The sequence below is a fragment of the Clostridium sp. CM041 genome (assembly GCF_055081035.1).
This window is the reverse complement of the sequence record NZ_CM143648.1, coordinates 1,829,325-1,851,279: the sequence shown is the minus strand read 5'-3', so window position 1 is coordinate 1,851,279 and position 21,955 is coordinate 1,829,325. Positions and strand designations below refer to the sequence as shown.

The following is a 21,955-nucleotide window of genomic DNA, read 5'->3' as shown; positions in this document are numbered from 1 at the left end:
ACGGTAGCGTTAATATACCCTTGAGTTACATAGTTGTTATCACTATTTTAATCCCCACAAGTGCTAGAACTAAGGCGACAACACACAGAGTAATTAAAATAGAAGTATTTTCCGACATTTCAGACACATTTTCGTTTTCAGGTTTCATAATTATTTGTCTCCATTTCAGCAATTATTGGCCATGCTATAAATTTCAATCTAATTCTTATTAGCTATATTTTGCATGTCTTGTTTTATACTATCGTTGTAGCAACATATTCCTATATAAATTAATACTACTAAATAAGTATTGCATTTAAGTGTCAATATTGTTAACAATTTATAACCATAATATTATATCACAAAATGGTTAAACTATATAATGCATTGGATATGTGCAGTGTATTTTGTACATTAGAAGGGAGAATATTTATGAATAAAAATGATTTAGAAGAAATAAAAAAAATGAAAAAACAATCGGAATCAAATAAAGGTGTTAGTGGTGCGTCAAACGGCGATGTGACTAATATGTATAACATGCCTAACATGACTAGTGGCCCTAGTGATGCTACTCCAGAAGAAAAGCAACAATTAAATGCACGTTCAGAAGCATCTAAAGGAACTACTGAAAAATAATTTTAAGGCAGGATAATCCTGCCTTAAAATTATTTTTCAGTATAGATTATAACATATGTCTATCAACACCATATCCGTACCTAAAGCAATCCACAGCACCCGAACTTTTATCTGCAACAATAACATCCCATAAGTCTTCCGTATTTGTACCTATAGCTCTTCCTGCAACTCCTGCACTATAACAAGAAGCAGTATTAATAAAATTCCATCCCAAATCAATAGGTTTATTATTATTATCAGTGTGAGTGTGTCCATAGACATAACATAGTATTTTTCTTGGACCTTGGCTCGTAAAATTTGCATTTACTGTAACGCCGTAATCGCCTGTAGTAGTTCCTGTAAATGTTAAGCCTTTCATAAATGCTTTCAACAATCCTTCAACTAGATTACCGTTATATGGATCATATCCATTAAACATTAAATTTGTATCTCTTGTAGCCATGTGGGATAGTACTACAACTGACCAATCGTTTTTTTCTAATGTATTAAGTGCTTCACTTTGTAGCCACTGTACTTGTCTTGCTCCATATCCCCAAAAGTTTTGTCCGTGCCATTTAATAGTACCATCATTATTTATAATTATTGGATAGTCCGTTGAATCGAGGCATATTACTCTAATTTTCTTATCATAAAAATCCTTGTAATAATAAAGACTCATACTATCGCATGAATCATGTATTTCTCCGTTCATAAAAGGTCTAATCATTCTGTTGAACCATTCCTTTTTAGTTATTATACTAGATAAAATAGGATTAACAGGTGCAACAACATTATAACTATTATCATCATGGTTTCCATGGAGTATAAGTACTGGTATTTTAGACTCTTTTAAAGTTTTAGTAAGTTCACTTAATTTCCCCTTAGGATTTTCTTTATCTGGATAAACACCAGAATGCAAATCACCACAAATAGCAATAAAATCTAATATTCCATATTTTTGAATATCTACAATGGCTTTTAAATGTCTTTGAATTTGGTCATAATAATTCAAATAATCATCAGCATGGAGGTCTGTTGCAAAAGCAAATTGAATTGTGTCATTCGTACTAATATCAACTACTTTCTTTTGTGTTTCTTGAATATCATTAATTGCATATTGTTGTAAGCCTACCGTAGGTGGAGCGCTCTGTTGCAAATTATCAATATATTGTTGATTATATATATCTAGTAAGAGCCCTGTAGTTGCCTTGCCTGCAACATTAAGAAGTAATAAAGTGTGTATAATACAATTATATTGGTCTCTTGTTACTATTTTAACTTTTCTAGATATATGATCTATAACAAGTGCTTCTAAATCTCGTAATAAAAGACAATCTGATATATTAGATGGTGAAGTTGTAAATCTTGATTTATCATTTAACTCGGTTCTAGTTGTTTCAAAACTTATATCTTTGTCTGTGTATTTTGTATATTGTGTACCTCTGATGTGAATATATTGAGTGAATTTAATGTATATATTTCCGTAATTAACTCTTTCTTGTTCAAATATAGTTATTTTACCTGTATTTGGAGTGGCGTAAATATGGGTATATGAGTCATCGTTAATTGAAGCTATTGACATAATAGAAGTCCTCCCTTTATTTATAAAATAAAAGCACTTCTACTATTGATATGCTAGATTATTAATAATTAAGCATTATTTATTGATACGGCTAAACTTTTCTAATTTCTCAACAAATAATGTTGCGATCCTAGATAGATTTTTTTCATGAACTAAATAAGAAAAAAATCTATTGTATTTTGTTTTGATAGGTATAATTTTAAGTTCATTGTTAATAGCAGCATCAGTTACTACTAAAGATGAAATAAAAGTTACCCCTAAATTGTTTTTAACAGCTTCTTTAATGGAGTAGTTACTTCCGAGAATAATGAAGTTTTTTGGAGATATGCCTTCTGTATTTAAAAAGATATTTAGATATTCACCAGTGCCAGAACCCTCTTCTCTATGCATCCAAGTTTGATTTGACAAACAAGTTTTAAGTCCAATATTTTGGTCATAGGTAAAGGAATTTGGAGTTACAACGACCATTGTATCTTCATAAAAATTTTTGAAAGTATAGTTATGCACAGGGACGCTACCTTCAGTTAAAGCAATATCAATATCATAGTTTTTAAATTTTTCATAAATATTATGGGTATTTTCAATAGCAACTTCTAGTTTTATGTTTGGAAACTCTTTAATAAACTCTCCTAGTATTGAGGGGAGTAAAAATTCACCTATAGTCATGCTTGCGCCGATCTTTAAAGTGCCAGAGGTGGAATTATGGTAATTGTTAAGTTCTTCTTTTGTATCATCTATTAGGGAGATTATTTGTTTAGCTTTTTTGTACAATATTTCTCCAGTTTGTGTAATTAATATATTTCTCTGTCTATTTGATCTTTCTATTAGTCTTGTATTGAAGTGTTTTTCTAAAATTACAATATGTAAGCTTACGCTAGGCTGAGATATGTTGATGCTCTTTGCAGCCTTTGTGAAACTTTTCTTATCTACCACAGCAATAAAGGTTTTTAATTCCTCAATCAAAATTATCACCCTACCTATCAGAAATATTAATAAGTATTATATAAAACATGTATTATACTTATTGGTTAAAAAACAGTATACTATAGCCATAATAATGTTGCAATAGGAAAGGATTGATATAGATGAAAACTTTAAATAAAATTCTTCTTAGTGAAGTACTTCTTGGGGAAGTTGAGGGTTTTAGAGCGCTTGGACATAAATTTTTAAATGGGGAAACAAGTAAAATGGACTTTAAAGGAGCATCAGGTGGTATGGGCGTGTATGCCGAGCGTAGTGGCAAGAAATTTATGATAAGATTTAGAATACCATCAGGGATAGCTTCTATAAAAGATCTTAAATTAATATATGATTTTACACAAAGATATAAATTACAAAGTATACATCTAACTACTCGTCAGGCGATACAACTACATGGAATTACTATTGATGAAGTTTGTGATTCCATGGAAGAAGGTATAAAGAAAGGTTTATATTCAAGGGGAGCCGGCGGTAATTTTCCTAGAAATGTGTCGGTCTCACCGCTATCTGGAGTAGGGGCAAAAGATGTGTTTGATGTATCACCTTACGCAACAGCTGTAGGGGACTATTTTTTAAGTAAGGTATATACGTATAAACTCCCAAGAAAATTTAAAGTTGCATTTTCAAGTAATGAAAAGGATGAGGCACATGTAACTGCTACTGATTTAGGATTTTTAGCGGTTAAAGAAAATGGCATAGAGTATTTTAAAGTATATTTAGGTGGTGGAATGGGGAACAATTCAAAACTATCTGTGAAGAGAGAACAGTTGATTAAGCCAGAAGATATTTTATATCATGTTGAAGCAATAACAGATCTTTTTATTAATGAAGGTGACTACATTAACAAGGGAAGAGCTCGCATAAGATATATTATGGAAAGAATGGGTGAGGAGAAATTTGTAAACTGCTATAATAGTTATTTGGAAAAAGTTAAGACTAGAGAAAATTTAAAAATCAAGGTACAAACTAAAATCTACGACAAAGTTGGGATTGAAACATCGATGCGAAGTCCAAGACTATTTACTCAAAAACAAAAGGGATTATACAGTGTGTATGTGCACCCAATAGGCGGACAATTAAAAAGTGATCATTTGAAACTAATAATAGATAAAATAGAAGTTATGAATGAAGTAGAGATAAGACTAGCTATGTCAGAGGGATTATACATTAGAAATTTGAATGGGAAAGAAGCTGAAATAATCCTTGAGCTAACAGATAAAATGGGTGGAAATACTTCTCTGGAATGTTCTATTGCTTGTATAGGAGTTCCTACTTGTCAGATGGGAATTTTAGAAACTCAGCGTACTTTAAAGGAAATACTAAGCTATTTTAAAGAAAATAATTTAACGAAAGATATACTGCCTCATGTTCATATATCAGGATGCCCTAATTCTTGTTCTGTACACGAAATAGGGACAATTGGGTTTTGCGGTAAAAAGAAAAAGGTCCAAGATGAGCTTATAAATGTATTCGAATTACATTTTGGGGGAGAGATTGGGATAGGTAAAACAAAGCTAGGTAAATATTATGGCGATATTAAGGAAGCAGAAGTACCAAAATTTTTATTCGAACTTGCAAGTGCTGCAACTAATGATAAAAAAGATTTTACTAGTTGGACTGAGCAAAATGTATATGAACTTAATGAAATTATAAACAAATATATAGTATAAGTAAATGAGAGTATTTGATATCAATTAGATTATGATTATCGTTTACCAAGCACTAGTCTTCTATGGATTGCTTTTGACCTCTAGTTAAAAAAATGGTATACCTAAGAAGATTAGTTGTTATAATTGTGAAATAAATAACTAATTGCTAGTAAATTATATTAATATAATTAAGGAGTGATAAATGTTGGTTAACAAGAGATTACATACATAAATAGTAAAATTATATACTTTAATAATAAGATTAAATAAATCACAACATTTTATAATAAGTAGGTGAAATAATGAAGTACTTAAGACAATTAATGGTTATTTTGATTCCGTACATTATTGGAACCATATTACAACTTGCATTTAAATTACCAATTCCCGGAGCGGTTATTGGACTTGTTTTACTGTTTTTGGGGTTGCAAATAGGAATAGTTAAGGTTGAAATGATAGAAGAAGTTTGTGAGTTCCTTTTATCAAATATGTCTTTTTTCTTTATTCCTGCTGGAGTAGGTTTAATGACAGCATTTGGTGTGTTAAAAGGAAAATGGATACCATTTATCGTTATAGTTGTCCTTTCCACATGTTTAGTTTGGATTGTAACAGCGCTCGTAGTTAAATTTTTAAGGAAAGGACGTTTATATGAATGATTTAATTACTTCACCAGTTTTTGGTGTAATAATATCCCTTATTGCTTATGAAATTGGGATTTACATAAAGAAGAAAGGCAGAATTTCAATTTTTAATCCACTTTTGATAGCCATTATTATATTAATATTTTTTTTGACAAAGCTACATATTAAATATGAAGACTACAATAACGGAGGTAAAATAATTTCATTTTTTTTATTTCCTGCCACAGTGTCATTAGCTTTACCTATGTATAAGAAATTCTCATTATTTAAAAAAAATGCTATTCCAATACTTATAGGGATTTTTAGTGGTGCTATTTCTGGTATTGTATGTGTGGTATTCCTTTCGAAATTATTTGGAATTTCCGATGTACTTATTGAATCTTTAATACCTAAATCTATAACAACACCTATAGGAATAGCATTGTCAAATCAGTTAGGGGGACTTTCATCAATTACAGTTGTAGCTATAATAATGACGGGTGTTGTAGGCTCAATTGTCGGACCGTTTTTATATAAAATTTTAAAAGTTAATGATAAAGTTGCCTTAGGGATTGCTATGGGAGCATCTTCTCATGCACTGGGAACAGCGAGGGCTATGGAAATAGGAGAAACTGAGGGAGCGATGAGTGGTATAACTATGGCTATTTCAGGTATTGTAGCTGTCCTTTTATATCCTCTTTTATGGAATATGTTTTTGCGCTTTTAAGATAATTTCTTGGAATACGCTACATTTTAGCTTCGATTAAATTAAGTTTATATATGTAGTTTATGTATTATTAAGGAGGTTTTTTCATTATGAAAAAAAATGAGATTAAAGGTCCGCTAAATAAATTAATTGATTCAATAGACAATTTATTATCTGATGAAAAGGAGCAAAAACTAAGGAGTAAATTGGGAAAAGAGGTAAGGAAATATATTTTTACAGATGAAATAGTTAAAAAACTTAATGAAAGCGATTTTTCAGGATTAGTTGAGCAGGAAGAAGAAATAGAGGTGCTCTTTTCTATGATATTTCCTGTTTTTATTGAGAAAGATGATGTTGTCTTTAGGTTGTATAAGCATAAAATTGAAGTCGATTTATCAGATGAAATGAGTGATAGATATATTTACATATTTTCAGATGGGAGACTTATATCAGGTTTATTTGAATGTTTCAAGCTTTATGATGATGAATATATTTATGGAATAAAAAAAATAATAAATATTATTCCAAGGCTTAGAGAAACTGTAAAAGAGGAGCTAGTAAACCTGGATAAAAGTGAAAAATTTAATAAACAAAAAATGGGTGATTTTAAGAATAGAGAAATAGTAGCTAAAAAGAATTTTAATGAATTAATAGATAGCTTAAATAAGTTTAATTAATATGTAGGAATGTTATGGGCAGGATTAAAGAGATTGTGATGAAATTTTGATGAATCTATTATTAAGATTAAAATAAAAACACCCTTTCAGATGTTAAAGGTTGTCTGTAGTATAAAAAGCAAACCATAAGGACATAATTTAGAAGCAATTACTCTGAAGGGAATGATGACCTTATGGTATTCAATAAAGTAGAAATATGTGGTGTAGATACTTCAAAATTACCCGTACTAAAAGAAAAAGAAATGAAAGAGCTACTATTTAGGATACAAAATGGTGAGTATGAGTGTAGAGAAATATTTATTAAAGGAAATTTAAGATTGGTTTTAAGTGTGATAAAGCACTTTAATAATCGAGGAGAAAACGTAGATGATTTATTTCAAGTCGGCTGTATTGGTTTAATGAAGTCCATTGATAATTTTGATCTAAGTCTAAATGTTAGATTTTCAACATATGCAGTTCCTATGATTATTGGGGAAATAAGAAGATATTTAAGAGATAATAACTCAATAAGAGTTAGTAGATCATTAAGGGATATTGCATATAAAGCATTACAAGTTAGGGACAGATTGGTGAATCAAGACAATAAAGAGCCTACAGTAGCTGAAATAGCAAAAGAATTAGAATTACCAAGGGAAGACGTAGTATTTGCTTTAGATGCTATACAAAATCCTGTATCTTTATTTGAACCAATTTATCATGCTGGTGGAGATGAAATTTATGTAATGGATCAAATAAGTGACACCAAAAATTTAGATGATAATTGGCTTGAAAATATATCGATTAAAGAGGCAATGAAAAAATTAAATGTTAGAGAAAAGTTAATCTTAAATTTAAGGTTCTTCGATGGAAGAACTCAAATGGAAGTAGCAGGTGAAATAGGAATATCTCAAGCACAAGTTTCTAGACTTGAAAAAACTGCATTAAAGCACATGAGAAAGTACGTATAGGGTCCCCTAGTGGGTCCCTTTTTTTACTGTAGCATTTATTTCAGAATATAGTATAATGTATTATTTTGTGAAAGTTTGAAAAATATTATCTTTTTACAATTAAAGTAGTTGATTTTTTGTAATAATAAGTCTACTATGTAATGAGTACATGTGTGAAAGAATTATAAAAATTAAATAATAAAATATAGGTTTAAATTAATTAAAAGGGAATCAGGTTAAAATCCTGAACTATCTCGTAGCTGTAATAGATGAATTTAAGTGCATTATGCCACTCGAAAACGGGGAAGGCGCGCTTAAATAATGATTCTTGAGTCAGAATACCTGCCCATATTTTCGCACTACAAACTCTACGAGTGATAGAGAGGGCTTTATAATGAAAATTTGTTTGTTGATTTTATATGATTAAGCATATTTTTGAATCGTTTCCTTCTAACACTTTAGTTAGAAGGATTTTTGTTTTGTAGACAGGCCTATACTACGAATTGTCAAAACGAGCCTATAACATGATTAGGCAGAATATCATCGTTTTCGCCGGGTGCTTCAATGCGATTATAGTTACATTATCTGGCCTTGCATTTTTAAATCAGATTGTAGGTGTAATTGTTTACTATGCTTCATCTATTTTTATTATTCTAAAATCTCCCAGAATGCTGCCATGGGGTGAAAATTCAAAGGAGATGTGAAATGGGAAAAATTATTATTTTATGTGCCATTTTTCTAATGGTGGGCTTTTTCTTCAAATGGAAAAAAGGGGATGGGACACATAATCATCACCATGGAACCGGACATAAACACGGCGAAGGGTTTTCAATTGATTTTTATGCTTATACCTCTAAAATCAGACACTGGAATGCTACTTTTAAAGTATCTCTTTCTGTTGTGATACTGATTCTTTGCATTGTATTGGAAAATCCCTATGTATCCGTTGTGGTCATTATTGCAATGGGCTATCTGACCATTGTAAAAGGAGAGCTTCCAGTAAACGAATACTTGTCAATACTGGCGATTCCAATCATCTTTATCCTCCTTGGCACTTTTACAATTGCTATTGATTTTTCAAAGCAGCCAATGGGGCAGTATAACCTGTATCTTGGCTTCTGCTATGTGTTTACTTCTCAGGCAAAGCTTAAGGAAGTGGCGTTTTTGATTCTGAAAGTTTTTGCAGCTATAAGTGCCCTACAAATGATGACACTGTCAACTCCGTCCTCAGAGATTATATATGTGCTTCGAAAGGCACATGTTCCAAAGCTAATTGTAGAGCTGATGAACCTCATTTACCGTTATATTTTCATTTTAATGGATGTCTATACTAAAATGAAAAATTCCGCAGAATCCCGTCAGGGTTACTGTGATTTTAAGACTTCCTGCTATACATTTGGAAGCATTGCAAGCAATATGCTGGTTATTTCGCTTAAAAAGGCAAACGATTATTATGATGCAATGGAGGCCAGATGCTATGATGGCGATCTTATATTTTTGGAGGAAGATAAAAAGGTAGAGACAATACAGATTGCCTCTGCGGTAACATTTATAATTTTTTTGATTCTGATATGGGGCGTTACAAGATAGAAAGGAGCTATTATGGGGAAATCAATATTGAAGGTCGAAGATCTATACTACGTCTACGGAAATGGCAAGTCTGCATTGGACGGCGTAAGTGTGGATATCTATGAAGGTGAGAAAATCGCTGTTATTGGTTCTAATGGATCCGGAAAATCTACATTTTTCTTAAACATAAACGGTGTATTTACACCTGAACAGGGAAAAATAATTTACCGGGGTACTGTCGTTAATAAGAAGAATTTAAAAGGACTTCGAAAAAATATCGGGATTGTTTTTCAAGATGCGGACAATCAAATAATCGCATCTACAGTTAGGGCTGAAGTTGGATTCGGGCCAATGAATTTAAAGCTTCCAAAAGAGGAAGTACTCAAGCGAGTCGAGGAAGCACTGGCATACATGAACATATCAGATTTCAAGGATCGTCCGCCACACTATTTGAGTGGCGGTGAAAAGAAGCGAGTCACCATTGCGGGCATCATTGCTATGAAATCAGAAATCATTATCTTTGATGAACCGACTGCATCATTGGATCCTTTAAATGCATTGATACTAGAAGAAGTTTTGGCCAAGCTTGGTTCGGAGGGCAAGACAATGCTCATTTCCACCCATGATGTAGATTTCGCATATCGATGGGCGGAGCGAGTCCTTGTATTCTGTGAAGGGAAAATTATCGCAGATGGAACACCTTTAGAAATTTTCCAAAACACAGAAATTTTAAAACAGGCAAATTTAAAACAGCCAACAGTGCTTGAGATATATGAATTGCTTGTAGAAAAACATCTGCTGGAAGATACTAGTGCCTATCCGAAAAGTACGCAAGAATTCAAGGAAATGCTTGAAAGATAGTTGGGTTTTCTAGGCGTTTCAGCTTAGATTAATATAAATTTAAAACAATAGAGGAGGAAAAAAATGAATCAGAAAGAAAAGAAAATTATCTTTATTGCGATTGCTTTCGCATTAATTTTCGGGGTAGCCCCGGTAGCAAATGCAATGCACATCATGGAAGGATACCTTCCACCAAAATTCTGTATTATATGGGGTGTTATATGCGTTCCATTCTTAGTAGCAGGTTACTTATCAATTAAGAAAACATTGGCTAAGAACCGTAAATCCATCACTATTCTTGCTATGTCAGGTGCATTCATTTTTGTGCTTTCATCTTTAAAGATTCCGTCAGTAACAGGAAGTTGCTCACATATGACTGGTACCGGACTTGGTGCAATCCTATTCGGACCAATGGCAGTCAGCATCCTGGGGATTATTGTACTACTTTTTCAGTCAATTTTGCTTGCTCATGGCGGACTGACCACTCTTGGTGCTAATACGTTTTCTATGGCTATTGCAGGACCGCTTGTTACTTATGTAATCTACAAATTATGCCAGAAGCTCAAAGTCAATAAATATGTAGGTATTTTTCTGGCAGCATCAATCGGTGACTTATTAACCTATTGTGTAACAAGTTTTGAACTTGCACTTGCATATCCGTCTGCGAACGGCGGTATCGCAGCATCTGTAGTCAAGTTCCTTGCAGTATTTGCACCGACACAGCTTCCACTGGCAATTATCGAGGGTATTCTGACCGTTGTCATCATTATGGGTCTTGAAACATATGCAAAATCCGAATTAACAGAACTTGGATTCCTAAAGGGAGGCGAAAATTAATGGTAAAGACGAAAAAAAAGGTTTTCATTTTATTAATTATTGCTGCACTAATTGCCATTATACCATTATTCGCATTAAAGGGTGCTGAATTTGGTGGCTCAGATGATGCAGGAAGTAAAGTAGTTTCCGAGATTACAGGTACTGAGTATAAGCCTTGGTTTGAACCGGTTATGGAAACTTGGGTTGGTGGAGAATTACCAGGGGAAATTGAGAGTTTACTCTTTTGTCTACAGACAGGTATAGGAGTTGGTGTTCTATTCTTTTTCCTGGGAAGATTCGTAGAGAGAACTAAAAAAGAAAATCAGGGGAATAAAACTGAATAATGCTTTTTCATATAATTGGGATGAAAGTATCATTTATTGATTTAATATTATAATTATGGGTAATTAAAGTATTAATTGCTTTAGTTTAAAAGGGAAGACAGGTGGAAATCCTGCGCGGTCCCGCCGCTGTAAAAGAGGAGTCCTTATAAAAAATATCACTGGGAAACTGGGAAGGTTTTAAGGGCAATGAGACTTAAGCCAGAATACCTTTCTATAATTATACACAGTTAACTCTACGAGAGATAGGGAGGTGTTTTCAAAATATGGTGGTAAATGTAGAAAAGAGGTTCGAGTTGGTTAGCTATATGGCTGATATTGAAAAGGGGATTATTGAAAAAACACTGAATAAAAACGAAAACAATGTTAGCAAAACATCAAGAGAATTAAGTATTTCAAGACAAGATTTGCAATATAAAATAAAAAAATATAAGATAACCCTGAGATAATAAAGCATATGTATGCATATGATAATAAAAGGAGAAATGAATATAATGGGGAAATTAAAAAACGGATATGTTGAAATTTATACGGGGAATGGCAAGGGGAAAACGACTGCAGCTGTAGGATTAGCCGTACGTGCAGCAGGAAATGGATATACTGTATTTATGGTACAATTTTTGAAGGGAAGTAAAACTGGTGAGATTGAAAGTGCAAAAAAACTGGCTCCCTTTTTTAATATATTTAGGTTTGAGAAAAAAAGAGGTTTTTTTTGGACATTAAATGCAGAGGAAAAAAATGAATTAAAAGAAGAGGTACAAAAGGGATATGAATTTTGTAGGGAAGCATTAAAAGAAGAAAAATGCGACATACTTATCATGGATGAGGTAATGGGAGCATTGAACAATCAACTAATAAGTGAAGAACAACTACTAGAATTAATGGAGAATAAACCTGGTAATATAGAATTGATTTTAACAGGGAGAGACGTACCTAAAGCTATAATAGATAAAGCAAACCTTGTAACTGAGATGAAGGATATTAAACATTATTTTAACGAAGGAATACCATCTAGAGAGGGTATAGAGTTTTAATTATGAAAAAAAAGTTGGTATATAAAGTAAAACAATAAAGCTAGCATAACTTACGTTTGCTTTATCATCATGGTTATATTGAAAATTAAATAAATGATTTATGGTTTTAAAGTTGTAGCTTAAAATTAAAAGGGAAACAAGTGAAAATCTTGTGCGAGCCCGTCACTGTAATGAGGAGCAAATTCGCTTGCATATCCACTATTTATAAAATAGGAAGGATGCGAATTGCAATGATACTAAGTCAGGAGACCTGCCATAAGGAACAATACTGATTACTCACGTGGATGTTGGGAGGTGTTATAAATATGGGTAAAATAAATAAGTTAAATAAATTTTCATTGAATGATTTATTTAGTACTGCGTATTTAAATTTAAAAAGAGCAGGTGCATATGGATGTTTCCCAGAACCACCTCAAATTCTAAAATTAAGTCAATAATATTGATATTTAGAGTTTGAAGGGGGAATAATTATGGATATGTACAAAAACTTAGGCAAAGAATTTATTGTCAATATAACAGGAAATAGAGAAGCCGATAGGATTATTATGAAAGAATTTAATAAAAACTCTGTTACAAATAAAGCTCAATTAAAAAAGATTTTATGGAAGAGATTAATAGAAACTTTTAAAAGAAAGTAATTTAATATAGCATATAAAGGTATGAGATGTTTTGCATCTTATTTAAAAGGGAATCGGGTGGAAATCCTGAATGGTCCCGCCGCTGTAATGGTGAGAAGCTTTAAATTATACCACTGACAAGTTTGTTGGGAAGGATTAAAGCGACTATGATCCAAAGTCAGAAGACCTGCCTTTATTAATGCACCAAGAACGCTACGAGTGATAGGGGGTGTGACACATATTTGTATGAAAATGCATTTTATATTTTGTGTTTTTTACAAATATGGTTAATATTGTTATGAAGTCCTTTAGCATAAATGCTAAAGGGCTTAATTTTTTGTGAGGGAGTAGGAATTATAATTATTCTACAAAGTACAGGTGATACAATTTGTTGAATAATTTATAATTACAAGGAGCGAAATATTATGGAGTGGCAAGTGAGATATAAAGAAAAGGTAGTTACTGCTAAAGAAGCTTCAGAAAAAATAAAAGCTGGGGATCGGGTAATTGTTGGTCATGCAGTTGGAGAACCTAAATTAGTTATAGGTGCTATGAGTGAAAATAAGGAAAGGTACGGAGAAGTAGTTCACATGGTAGGGATGGGAAAAGGAACGTATGCAAGGGAAGTTATAAATAGTGATATAGGGGATTTAACAACTTGCTTTTTTTCAGAAATGCCAAGATTATTCAGAGAAGAGTATTTAAAGGTTAATGTGGCTATAATCCAAGTTTCGGAGCCTGACGAACATAGTTTTTGTAGCTTTGGAGTTTCAAGTGGCTACGCTAAAGTAACTGCGGAGTGTGCAGATATTGTTATAGCAGAAGTTAATAAGAAGATGCCAAGAGTTTTAGGAGATAACTTTATACATGTTAAAGATATAGACTATATGGTAGAGGCTGACTATAAAGTTATGGAACTAAAAAAAGGTGAAATAGGAGATGCAGAAAATGAAATAGGAAGAAACTGCTCCTTAATTATAGAGGATGGATCGACATTACAACTTGGAATAGGCGCTATACCAGATGCCATACTTTTAAATTTAAAGGGTAAAAATGATTTAGGCATACATTCAGAGATGATATCAGATGGAGTAGTAGACCTTGTAGAAGCTGGAGTTATAAATAACAAGAGAAAGACTATTCATAAAAATAAGATAGTAGCTGCGGTTTTAATGGGAACGAAGAAACTATATAATTTTGCTAATAATAACCCAATGATAGATATGTTATCTGTTGATTATGTAAATGATCCATATGTTATAAGTCAAAATGATAGTATGGTATCAATAAGTTCATGTACACAAATAGATTTGATGGGACGAATAGTATTAGAGTCTATAGAATTAAAACAATTTAGTGGAGCCTACGAACAAGTAGATTTTATTAGAGGTGCGAATAAATCCAAAGGTGGTAAAGCGATAATAGCAGTTCTATCAACAGATTTTAATGGTAAGGTTTCTAGAATAGTTCCATTAATAGACAATGAAGCTATAGCATCGACATCAAGGACGGATGTTCATTATGTAGTTACCGAGTATGGTATAGCGGAACTAAGGGGAAAGACATTAAAAGAAAGAGGGAGAGCTTTAATAAATATAGCTCACCCTAAATTTAGGAAAGAATTAATCAAAGAGTGGAAAAGAAGATTTAGCAGCACCGCAGGCGATGATTTAATGATTAAGAGGTCGTGTCAATGATTGGAGTGAATTAGTCAATTAATTCAATATGCTTTGGGAGGGATTTTTATTGATGTTATAATAAATAGAAAAAGTGGAGTGCCACTTTATATTCAAATTAAACAACAGATTATAGATAAAATAGAAAAAGGAACCCTCAAAGTCGGAACAAAATTACCTACAGAAAGAGAATTATCTGAAATGTTAAAAGTAAGCAGAAATACTGTAAGCACTGCATATAATGACTTGGAACAAGAGGGGACTTTGAAAGCTTATCAAGGGAAGGGAACGTTTGTAACTGAAGATTTTATATCTTGGGAAATTAAAAATAATATAATAAAATTCATTGACTTAGGACTAGAGGAAGCTCTGAAAAGTGGAATGAAATTAGAAAAGTTTTTAGATATAGTAGATCGAAGGGTAGATGCAAAAAACATATATTAGATAAATTTAGTATGTTTAAAGCATATCATATAGAAGTAGTTAATTTCTATGATTGGTGCCCTAATATTTATATATCTTATGGTAAGTAAATCATACGGATTTGGAGGTGATAATTAATGCCTGTTATATAAATATCATATTTGAACAAGCAAATTTTTTTATGATTGATTGTTCAAGACCTGCCCCTTGTGAGTCTATTGCAGCTTACTGAAAATAAGGAAAGCTTAAATTAATCAAGTATTTAAAATGTATACTTTGGTTATGTAATAATATGTTAATTTAACTTAATATTAAATTTAAAGGTATGAGATGTTTTGCATTTCATTTAAAAGGGAACCAGGTGAAAAGCCTGAACGGTCCCGCCGCTGTAATGGTGAGAAGCTCTAAATTATACCACTGACAATTTTGCTGGGAAGGATTAAAGCGACTGTGATCCAAAGTCAGAAGACCTGCCTTTATTAATACACCAAGAACGCTACGAGTGATAGGGGGTGTGACGCATATTTGTATGAAAATGCATTTAAATTTTGCGTTTTTTACAAATATGGTTGGTATTATTATCAAGCCCTTAGCATAAATGCTAAAGGGCTTAATTTTTCGTTGAGAAAGAAATTATGATTATTTTATAGAGGATAGGTAATACAATTGATAATTATAAGGAGGCATATTATGCAAACAAAGATAAAGGAATTTGTGCTTATAAACATAGGAATGTTCATGGTATCAGCAGGTTTATATTTCTTTTTAATGCCAAATAATTTAGCGACAGGTGGGGCGAATGGATTAGCGATAGTTATAAATAAATTTACAGGGGGATTATCCGTAGGTTGGATAATGATGATAATAAACCTTATTTTGTTTGTAATAGCATTTATTGCTATCGGAAAGGGTTTTGGTGGAAAAAGTGTGTATGCAAGCTTTGGTGTAGGAGGTATTATAATTGTATTTCAAAAGTTTATACCTATTAATAATTCAATTACAGGAGATATTTTACTGGAACTTATATTTGGAATACTAATATCAGGAATAGGTACAGCTATAGTCTTTGATCAAAATGCTTCAACAGGGGGGACAGATATCTTAGCTAAGATATTAAATGAATTTTTTCATATAAATTTAGGAAAAGGAGTTTTAATATGTGATTTAATTGTTATTTTAATGGCAGTTTTTGCTTTTGGAATTAAGCTATCATTATATGCAATGCTCGGAGTTATATTTAATGGTTTTCTTATAGACCATATCATAGATGGAATAAATGTGTGCAAAGAAGTTACAATTATAAGTAAGAACAGCGATAAGATAAGAAAATATATAAGAGAAAAGCTAGATAAAACATCTACTGTATATAACGGAGTAGGGGATTTTTCAGATGAGGATAAAGAAGTTGTTGTGGTTATAGTAGGAAGAAGGGAGTTTATAACACTTAAAAAATTCATAAAATTTGTTGATAAGGATGCTTTTGTAACAGTGAATAATATTTATGAGGTCTTTGGATACGGATTTAAATCCTTAAAACATTAAATAAAAATTTTTAGACAGCTAATAGAGCGGATTAACAAAATTTATGCCGTGAAAGCGGGCAAAATTGTTAGTTATAGAATACCAACAGAGGTATTAACCCAAGAATTAATAAAGTCTTTGTATGAGTCAGATGCTAAAGTTACAGAGGATAAAGAACTGGTATTTTAAATATTATGTATAAACCTTATTATATAAAAGGATATTTTATATTACTTTTTATATCAAGTACAATCTCTTTAATGATATCTTTGATTTGCATATTCCTTGTGCCTGGTATATAAATACCATGTTTTTGTAGTGGGAGTATATATTTAGTACAATCCATATTAAATATTGACGTGGCAATCATGGGAGTAATTTCACCGTTAATGCCGCCACTACATATTATTCCAATTGGACCGATTATACTATCGATTTTATTTTTCTTGCAAAATGAGCAAATTGATTCCTCTCCACTTATACCAATGTTTGCACCAGCTCTTACCATATTTGAACAAGCAAATGCATTTGTACCAAGTGCAACAATATAGATATCTAGGTCAATTTCTTTACGAATTTTTTTTATGATTGTTTGACCGAGACCTGCCCCTTGTGCGTCTATTACAGCTATTTTCATGGTGAACCTCCAAAAAATAAAATTTATAATGTAATGAAATCTATTTTTATATAGATAATATTATTATACTATAATGTTTATGTACATTCTGTGTTTAGTTCAAATTAAATTGCAATTTTGGTATAAATAAAATGATTATAAAAAAGTAAAAAAAATTCTCCCATAAAGGTATTAATTTAATAATTAAAGGCAAAATAAAGAAAATAATATTAATAATATAATTGATATAAATGAAGGGGAGAATTTAGTGAAAAACGAGGAAAGTATAAAGGTTATTCCTTTAGGAGGCCTTGGAGAAATAGGTAAGAATATAACAGCTATTGAATATGCGGATGAAATCATTGTTATAGACTGTGGTATAGCCTTTCCTGATGAGGCAATGTATGGTGTGGATTTAGTAATTCCAGATATAACTTATTTAAAAAATAATGCAGAAAAAGTAAAAGGCATTTTTTTAACTCATGGACATGAAGATCATATAGGGTCGCTTCCGTACATTCTAAAACAATTGAATGTACCTATTTATGGTACTAGGTTAACGTTAGGGCTAATTGAAAATAAACTAAAGGAGCACAATATATTATCTAATTGTAAACTTCACAATGTAAATGCTGGAGAAACTATAGAACTACAAAATCTTAAAATTGAATTCATAAGGGTTACTCACAGTATAGCAGACTCCTGTGCTATTGCCATCCACTCACCACTAGGTGTTATATTACATACTGGTGATTTCAAAATTGATTATACTCCCATTGATGGATTAGTCATGGATCTTGAACGTGTCTCAAATTTAGGTAAAGAGGGCGTGCTACTTCTTATGGCGGATAGCACGAATGTGGAACGTGAAGGGCATACAATTTCTGAAAAAACTATAGGGAAGACTCTAACTAGAATAATTTCTAATGCAGAGGGAAGGGTTATTGTAGCTACATTTGCTTCAAATATTCATAGAATCCAACAGATTGTAGATGCATCTGTGAAACATGGTAGAAAAATTGTTTTTAGTGGGAGGAGTATGGACAATATCTCACAAGTAGCTATTGAACTTGGATATCTCCATGTACCAGAAGGTTACATTATAGGTATAGATGATATGCAAAATTACTACAATAAAAATATTACAATAATAACTACCGGAAGTCAGGGCGAACCTATGGCAGGACTTGCTAGAATGGCTTTTGCTACTCATAGGAAAATCGCCCTTGAACCAGAGGATTTATTTGTTATTTCTGCATCTCCAATTCCAGGCAATGAGAAACTTATATCTAGAGTAATCAATGAGCTATTCAAAAAAGGAGCAGAGGTAATTTATGAGGATTTAGAAGAAGTACATGTATCCGGTCACGCATATCAAGAAGAATTAAAATTAATTCACGCATTAGTTCATCCCAAATATTTTATGCCAGTTCATGGTGAATACAGACATTTAAGTCATCATGCTAAGTTAGCACAAAAATTAGGTATGCAAGGCAAAGATATATTTACTATGGAAACAGGGCAGGTTTTAGAACTTACAAAGGATGAAGCTAAAGTAACAGGACGGGTACACACTGGATCTGTATTTGTAGATGGACTTGGTGTTGGGGATGTTGGAAGCATAGTGCTTAGAGATAGAAAGCACTTAGCGGAAGATGGCATGCTTACTGTTGTGGTTACTTTAGAACGCGAATCTTATAGTATTATTGCAGGACCAGACATAATAACTCGCGGATTTATATATGCAAAGGGATCGGATGAATTAATTAGTGAAGTAAAAGAAATTGTTAGGGTTGAGCTTAATAAGTGCTTAGACAAGAAAATTATTGAATGGTATGTATTAAAATCTAATATAAAAAAATCCACAGAGCGATATTTGTATGAAAAAACGAAGCGTAGGCCAATTATTCTTCCAATTATTATGGAGATTTAATGGTTTTTTAAGTTGGTGGTGATATACAAAACAATAGCAAAGATCATATAGTAAAACTAAAAAATTGCAGTAGTTAGTTCTACTGCTTTTTTATATTGCTATTGTATCTACAAATAGTAACTTTTAACATAACAAAAGACTGCCTTGTTAGGTACAGTCTTAATTGTGAAATAGTAGCATCGAAGATGATAAATAGAATCACAGGTGATGATTTAACGTATTGTTTTTTTTTATGAATTCTTCAGAATTTACTATGTACCTTATATGAATTCCTTCACCTATTTTACCCATGTCATCATAGGCTTCCACCTTAAAGAACAATTTTTTGCCTTCTGCCTTTGACAATAAAGCTTCAGCTCTAACCTTAACGCCAACAGGTGTTGCCTTTATATGTTTAACACTAATCTCTATACCAACGGTTGTGAAACCATCAGGTAGAGTTTGTTGAACACAATTCGTTGCTGCATTCTCCATAAGAGCTGTCATAGCTGGAGTAGCATAAACATCTAGATTTCCAGATCCATAAGAAATTGCGGTGTCACTGCTGTTAATAGTCTGCTCAATAGTAAATTTCAAGTCTTTATTAAAATTGAATTCCAATTTTATCACTCCATTCTGTTTATTATTTTTTACTATACCAATACCTTATTATACCATGTTAACACCTTTAGGATAGTGTTATTATGATATGTCTTATGATATAAATTAAAAAAAGAACCCCATTACTGGAATTCTATTGTTTACTTGCATTGTTATATGGATCTTTAAAATATTCAAATTGAAATAATATCATAGCGAATAATTCATTTCTTACTGTTTGGGCTAATCATTTAGCCACATCTATACAGTTTCCTTTGAATTTTGGAATTACTGTAATTATACAACTCTACTAATTTTATTCCTTTAGAATCAATGTGTATTTTATCTTCAGAAATCATAACTACATTATTATTATATTTAGGGCTACGACTTCCACATTTTACAAAGGCTTCGTTCTCTTCATATTTTACAAAACCTAACTTTTTTAATTTTCCTAAATAGAAAGCAAATTCTTGATTCTTCTCTTTTGGATCTTCCTCTGTTAAATTATAATTTTCAATTTCGAATGACATTCCTGGCAACATATCAGCATCGTAAATGTCAATTAGCATCTCGCTTTCCAATGTGTTTAATTCCATATATTCCCCTCCCGCTATAGTATAAAACAATGCCGGATAGGCAATTTACATATAAAGGTAAATTACCTATCCGCAATATTTTAATTATACCACAAAGTAATACATTATTTTGTAATATTGTGTTATCATTGGAAATAATCATTCTGCAAATTTCTGCAATATTTCTGAAAATGTGCAAAATTTATTTATGTTGTGCTTACAAAACGGTATTGGGGAGGAAAGATTTTATTTGATTTATATTTTTGATAATTCTACTAAGGCACATCCTTCTATTACTTGCATTCCATTTGATTTACAAAAATTAATTATTTCAGGGCTTTCAGCACCTGGTTGAATAAGGACTTTAGCTATTTTTAAAGCATGAGCTTCATGAAGAATTTTAATACCTTTATATGGATTAATGCATAAATCTAAAACTTCTACCTTGTAGGGTATATCACTTAGGGTGATATAAATCCCTTCATTTTCAATAGATGGATTTACACCCACTGCGTTAAATCCATGTTTTTTTAAGGAATTCAATATTTTATAAGCATATTTGGAAGGGTTTAATACATCCCCAACTACAACCCAGTTTTTATAAGTTAAAAATTGACTAGCATTCAATGTTGTCATCTCCTAATAAAATTAGTTTTTATAATATTATTATTCCCTAGTAGCGATAAAAAAACATGCTAATTAGCATGTTTTTTTTATTTCACTACAAAAGATAAAAAACCTAACTGAATTATATGCCTATTTAAACTTTACAGAAGTAACTAAATGTCTTATATTATCGATAATTGGATTTATCACCTGTAAAAGATAGCTAAGAAAATCAGTTAATACAGGTATTGCAATACCTATTTGTTTAAGGACATATATTAAAAGGAAGACACCGAGTGTAATGCTTAATATCCTTCCAATTATTTTAAATACTGCAATACCAAGATAAGCAAGTAATATAGCTAATGCAACCATAATAATGGTATTCAGATTAATATTAGAAAAATCAACATTCATAAACACACCTCCATTATTTATAAAATTATAACTTAAACTCTAGGGCTTGGCAAAGGTAAAATATCCTAAAGTCCAATTTAAGGGTATATGAAAATGTATTGACATAAAATATATATGGGATTATAATATAATTCGTAAGCTAAATATACGGATACGAAATATTAGTAGACGAAATACATTTAAGGGGGTAATTAAGTGGAAAAAATAAATGAGAGCGTAGAAGTTGCAAGACTTTTTCAAGAGGTCATGCAGCTATTTAAACATAATATGAGTAAAGTGCTTTGTGATACAGGTATTTCTGCGCCTCAAGGTATGGTTTTGGGTCTTTTAAGAAAAAAAAAGAAGCTTAAGATATCAGAACTTAGCAATGAGCTTTGTTTATCAAATAGTACAGTCTCTGGAATTATTGATAGGCTTGAAAAGCAGGAAATGGTAGTAAGAGAAAGAAGCGATGTGGATAAGAGGGTAGTCTACGTAAGTATGTCACCAAACTTTAAAGAGATGCATAAAAACTTTCATAACCAATTTGAAAAAAACATTGCAGATATAATGAGTAAGGGAAGTACAGAAGAACTTCATAAAATATTTGAAGGCTTAGATACACTTAAGAAGCTTTTAAATGACTAATAAAAATAATGCAATAACAAATGAATG

The 21,955-nt window shown here is 31.7% G+C and carries 27 protein-coding genes and 5 riboswitches; of the genes, 19 read left to right on the top strand and 8 right to left on the bottom strand.

The window, feature by feature from the left end; genetic code table 11:
* Window positions 1-25: 25 nt before the first annotated feature.
* Window positions 26-148 (bottom strand): hypothetical protein, encoded by a 123-nt coding sequence (locus ACWJJT_RS08680; RefSeq protein ID WP_258280580.1) that lies wholly within the window; start codon window positions 146-148, stop codon window positions 26-28.
* A 263-nt stretch (window positions 149-411) separates the two neighbouring features.
* Between ACWJJT_RS08680 and ACWJJT_RS08675 the strand changes: the two genes are divergently transcribed.
* The gene (locus tag ACWJJT_RS08675; protein WP_462954412.1) at window positions 412-615 is read left to right on the top strand and encodes a hypothetical protein; all 204 of its coding nucleotides are present in this window, start codon (window positions 412-414) and stop codon (window positions 613-615) included.
* A gap of 46 nt (window positions 616-661) precedes the next feature.
* Here ACWJJT_RS08675 and ACWJJT_RS08670 read toward each other — a convergent pair whose 3' ends face one another.
* Window positions 662-2,176 carry a metallophosphoesterase family protein gene (locus ACWJJT_RS08670; protein ID WP_462954411.1) on the bottom strand — a complete coding sequence of 505 codons (1,515 nt, stop codon included), beginning with the start codon at window positions 2,174-2,176 and terminating at the stop codon, window positions 662-664.
* Window positions 2,177-2,251: 75 nt separating this feature from the next.
* Window positions 2,252-3,139 carry a LysR substrate-binding domain-containing protein gene (locus ACWJJT_RS08665; RefSeq protein ID WP_462954410.1) on the bottom strand — a complete coding sequence of 296 codons (888 nt, stop codon included), beginning with the start codon at window positions 3,137-3,139 and terminating at the stop codon, window positions 2,252-2,254.
* A gap of 122 nt (window positions 3,140-3,261) precedes the next feature.
* Here ACWJJT_RS08665 and ACWJJT_RS08660 point away from each other — a divergent pair, with 122 nt between their 5' ends.
* From ACWJJT_RS08660 to ACWJJT_RS08585, 16 genes are all read left to right on the top strand, one after another.
* Window positions 3,262-4,827 carry a nitrite/sulfite reductase gene (locus ACWJJT_RS08660; protein ID WP_462954409.1) on the top strand — a complete coding sequence of 522 codons (1,566 nt, stop codon included), beginning with the start codon at window positions 3,262-3,264 and terminating at the stop codon, window positions 4,825-4,827.
* Window positions 4,828-5,108: 281 nt separating this feature from the next.
* A complete protein-coding gene (locus ACWJJT_RS08655; RefSeq protein ID WP_462954408.1) occupies window positions 5,109-5,462 on the top strand; it encodes a CidA/LrgA family protein in 354 nt (117 codons plus the stop codon).
* A complete protein-coding gene (locus tag ACWJJT_RS08650) occupies window positions 5,455-6,153 on the top strand; it encodes an LrgB family protein (RefSeq protein WP_462954407.1) in 699 nt (232 codons plus the stop codon). The genes ACWJJT_RS08655 and ACWJJT_RS08650 overlap by 8 nt, the downstream gene beginning before the upstream one ends.
* Window positions 6,154-6,242: 89 nt before the next feature.
* Window positions 6,243-6,809, top strand: coding sequence for a hypothetical protein (locus tag ACWJJT_RS08645; RefSeq protein WP_462954406.1), 567 nt, complete (start codon window positions 6,243-6,245; stop codon window positions 6,807-6,809).
* Window positions 6,810-6,982: 173 nt separating this feature from the next.
* Entirely contained in the window at window positions 6,983-7,756 is a 774-nt protein-coding gene (gene sigG / locus ACWJJT_RS08640) for an RNA polymerase sporulation sigma factor SigG (RefSeq protein ID WP_462954405.1), read from the top strand.
* Between the two features lie 169 nt (window positions 7,757-7,925).
* Window positions 7,926-8,099, top strand: a riboswitch (cobalamin riboswitch).
* A gap of 377 nt (window positions 8,100-8,476) precedes the next feature.
* Entirely contained in the window at window positions 8,477-9,325 is an 849-nt protein-coding gene (gene cbiQ / locus ACWJJT_RS08635) for a cobalt ECF transporter T component CbiQ (protein ID WP_462956762.1), read from the top strand.
* 12 nt (window positions 9,326-9,337) lie between these two features.
* On the top strand, window positions 9,338-10,165 hold the full coding sequence (locus tag ACWJJT_RS08630) for an energy-coupling factor ABC transporter ATP-binding protein (protein ID WP_462954404.1): 828 nt from the start codon (window positions 9,338-9,340) through the stop codon (window positions 10,163-10,165).
* 63 nt (window positions 10,166-10,228) lie between these two features.
* Window positions 10,229-10,981, top strand: a complete 753-nt coding sequence (locus ACWJJT_RS08625; RefSeq protein ID WP_462954403.1) for an energy-coupling factor ABC transporter permease — start codon at window positions 10,229-10,231, stop codon at window positions 10,979-10,981.
* Entirely contained in the window at window positions 10,981-11,304 is a 324-nt protein-coding gene (locus tag ACWJJT_RS08620) for an energy-coupling factor ABC transporter substrate-binding protein (RefSeq protein ID WP_462954402.1), read from the top strand. The genes ACWJJT_RS08625 and ACWJJT_RS08620 overlap by 1 nt, the downstream gene beginning before the upstream one ends.
* 40 nt (window positions 11,305-11,344) lie before the next feature.
* A riboswitch (cobalamin riboswitch) is annotated at window positions 11,345-11,533 on the top strand.
* A 34-nt stretch (window positions 11,534-11,567) separates the two neighbouring features.
* A complete protein-coding gene (locus ACWJJT_RS08615) occupies window positions 11,568-11,750 on the top strand; it encodes a helix-turn-helix domain-containing protein (RefSeq protein ID WP_216303854.1) in 183 nt (60 codons plus the stop codon).
* Between the two features lie 45 nt (window positions 11,751-11,795).
* Window positions 11,796-12,335 carry a cob(I)yrinic acid a,c-diamide adenosyltransferase gene (locus ACWJJT_RS08610; protein WP_462954401.1) on the top strand — a complete coding sequence of 180 codons (540 nt, stop codon included), beginning with the start codon at window positions 11,796-11,798 and terminating at the stop codon, window positions 12,333-12,335.
* 84 nt (window positions 12,336-12,419) lie between these two features.
* Window positions 12,420-12,607, top strand: a riboswitch (cobalamin riboswitch).
* A gap of 33 nt (window positions 12,608-12,640) precedes the next feature.
* On the top strand, window positions 12,641-12,772 hold the full coding sequence (locus tag ACWJJT_RS08605) for a hypothetical protein (RefSeq protein ID WP_462954400.1): 132 nt from the start codon (window positions 12,641-12,643) through the stop codon (window positions 12,770-12,772).
* Between the two features lie 33 nt (window positions 12,773-12,805).
* On the top strand, window positions 12,806-12,973 hold the full coding sequence (locus ACWJJT_RS08600; protein WP_462954399.1) for a hypothetical protein: 168 nt from the start codon (window positions 12,806-12,808) through the stop codon (window positions 12,971-12,973).
* Window positions 12,974-13,161: riboswitch (cobalamin riboswitch) on the top strand.
* A 216-nt stretch (window positions 13,162-13,377) separates the two neighbouring features.
* Window positions 13,378-14,649, top strand: coding sequence for an acetyl-CoA hydrolase/transferase family protein (locus tag ACWJJT_RS08595; RefSeq protein ID WP_462954398.1), 1,272 nt, complete (start codon window positions 13,378-13,380; stop codon window positions 14,647-14,649).
* Between the two features lie 78 nt (window positions 14,650-14,727).
* A complete protein-coding gene (locus ACWJJT_RS08590; RefSeq protein ID WP_462954397.1) occupies window positions 14,728-15,072 on the top strand; it encodes a GntR family transcriptional regulator in 345 nt (114 codons plus the stop codon).
* Between the two features lie 283 nt (window positions 15,073-15,355).
* Window positions 15,356-15,543, top strand: a riboswitch (cobalamin riboswitch).
* 198 nt (window positions 15,544-15,741) lie between these two features.
* Complete coding sequence (locus tag ACWJJT_RS08585; protein ID WP_462954396.1) at window positions 15,742-16,593, top strand: YitT family protein; 852 nt, start codon at window positions 15,742-15,744, stop codon at window positions 16,591-16,593.
* A gap of 187 nt (window positions 16,594-16,780) precedes the next feature.
* Here the strand turns inward: ACWJJT_RS08585 and ACWJJT_RS08580 are convergent, their stop codons facing one another.
* Entirely contained in the window at window positions 16,781-17,209 is a 429-nt protein-coding gene (locus ACWJJT_RS08580; RefSeq protein WP_462954395.1) for a DUF3842 family protein, read from the bottom strand.
* Window positions 17,210-17,456: 247 nt separating this feature from the next.
* Here ACWJJT_RS08580 and ACWJJT_RS08575 point away from each other — a divergent pair, with 247 nt between their 5' ends.
* Complete coding sequence (locus ACWJJT_RS08575) at window positions 17,457-19,121, top strand: ribonuclease J (RefSeq protein ID WP_462954394.1); 1,665 nt, start codon at window positions 17,457-17,459, stop codon at window positions 19,119-19,121.
* 198 nt (window positions 19,122-19,319) lie between these two features.
* Here the strand turns inward: ACWJJT_RS08575 and ACWJJT_RS08570 are convergent, their stop codons facing one another.
* The 4 genes from ACWJJT_RS08570 to ACWJJT_RS08555 all read right to left on the bottom strand — a co-directional run bounded on the left by ACWJJT_RS08570 (window position 19,320) and on the right by ACWJJT_RS08555 (window position 21,301).
* A complete protein-coding gene (locus ACWJJT_RS08570; RefSeq protein ID WP_462954393.1) occupies window positions 19,320-19,721 on the bottom strand; it encodes a thioesterase family protein in 402 nt (133 codons plus the stop codon).
* 230 nt (window positions 19,722-19,951) lie between these two features.
* Entirely contained in the window at window positions 19,952-20,299 is a 348-nt protein-coding gene (locus ACWJJT_RS08565) for a hypothetical protein (RefSeq protein ID WP_462954392.1), read from the bottom strand.
* 234 nt (window positions 20,300-20,533) lie between these two features.
* A complete protein-coding gene (locus ACWJJT_RS08560) occupies window positions 20,534-20,905 on the bottom strand; it encodes a CoA-binding protein (RefSeq protein WP_462954391.1) in 372 nt (123 codons plus the stop codon).
* A gap of 129 nt (window positions 20,906-21,034) precedes the next feature.
* Window positions 21,035-21,301: a hypothetical protein gene (locus tag ACWJJT_RS08555; RefSeq protein WP_462954390.1), complete on the bottom strand. Its 267-nt coding sequence runs from the start codon at window positions 21,299-21,301 to the stop codon at window positions 21,035-21,037.
* Window positions 21,302-21,496: 195 nt separating this feature from the next.
* Between ACWJJT_RS08555 and ACWJJT_RS08550 the strand changes: the two genes are divergently transcribed.
* Window positions 21,497-21,928, top strand: coding sequence for a MarR family winged helix-turn-helix transcriptional regulator (locus ACWJJT_RS08550; RefSeq protein ID WP_462954389.1), 432 nt, complete (start codon window positions 21,497-21,499; stop codon window positions 21,926-21,928).
* Window positions 21,929-21,955: the final 27 nt, after the last annotated feature.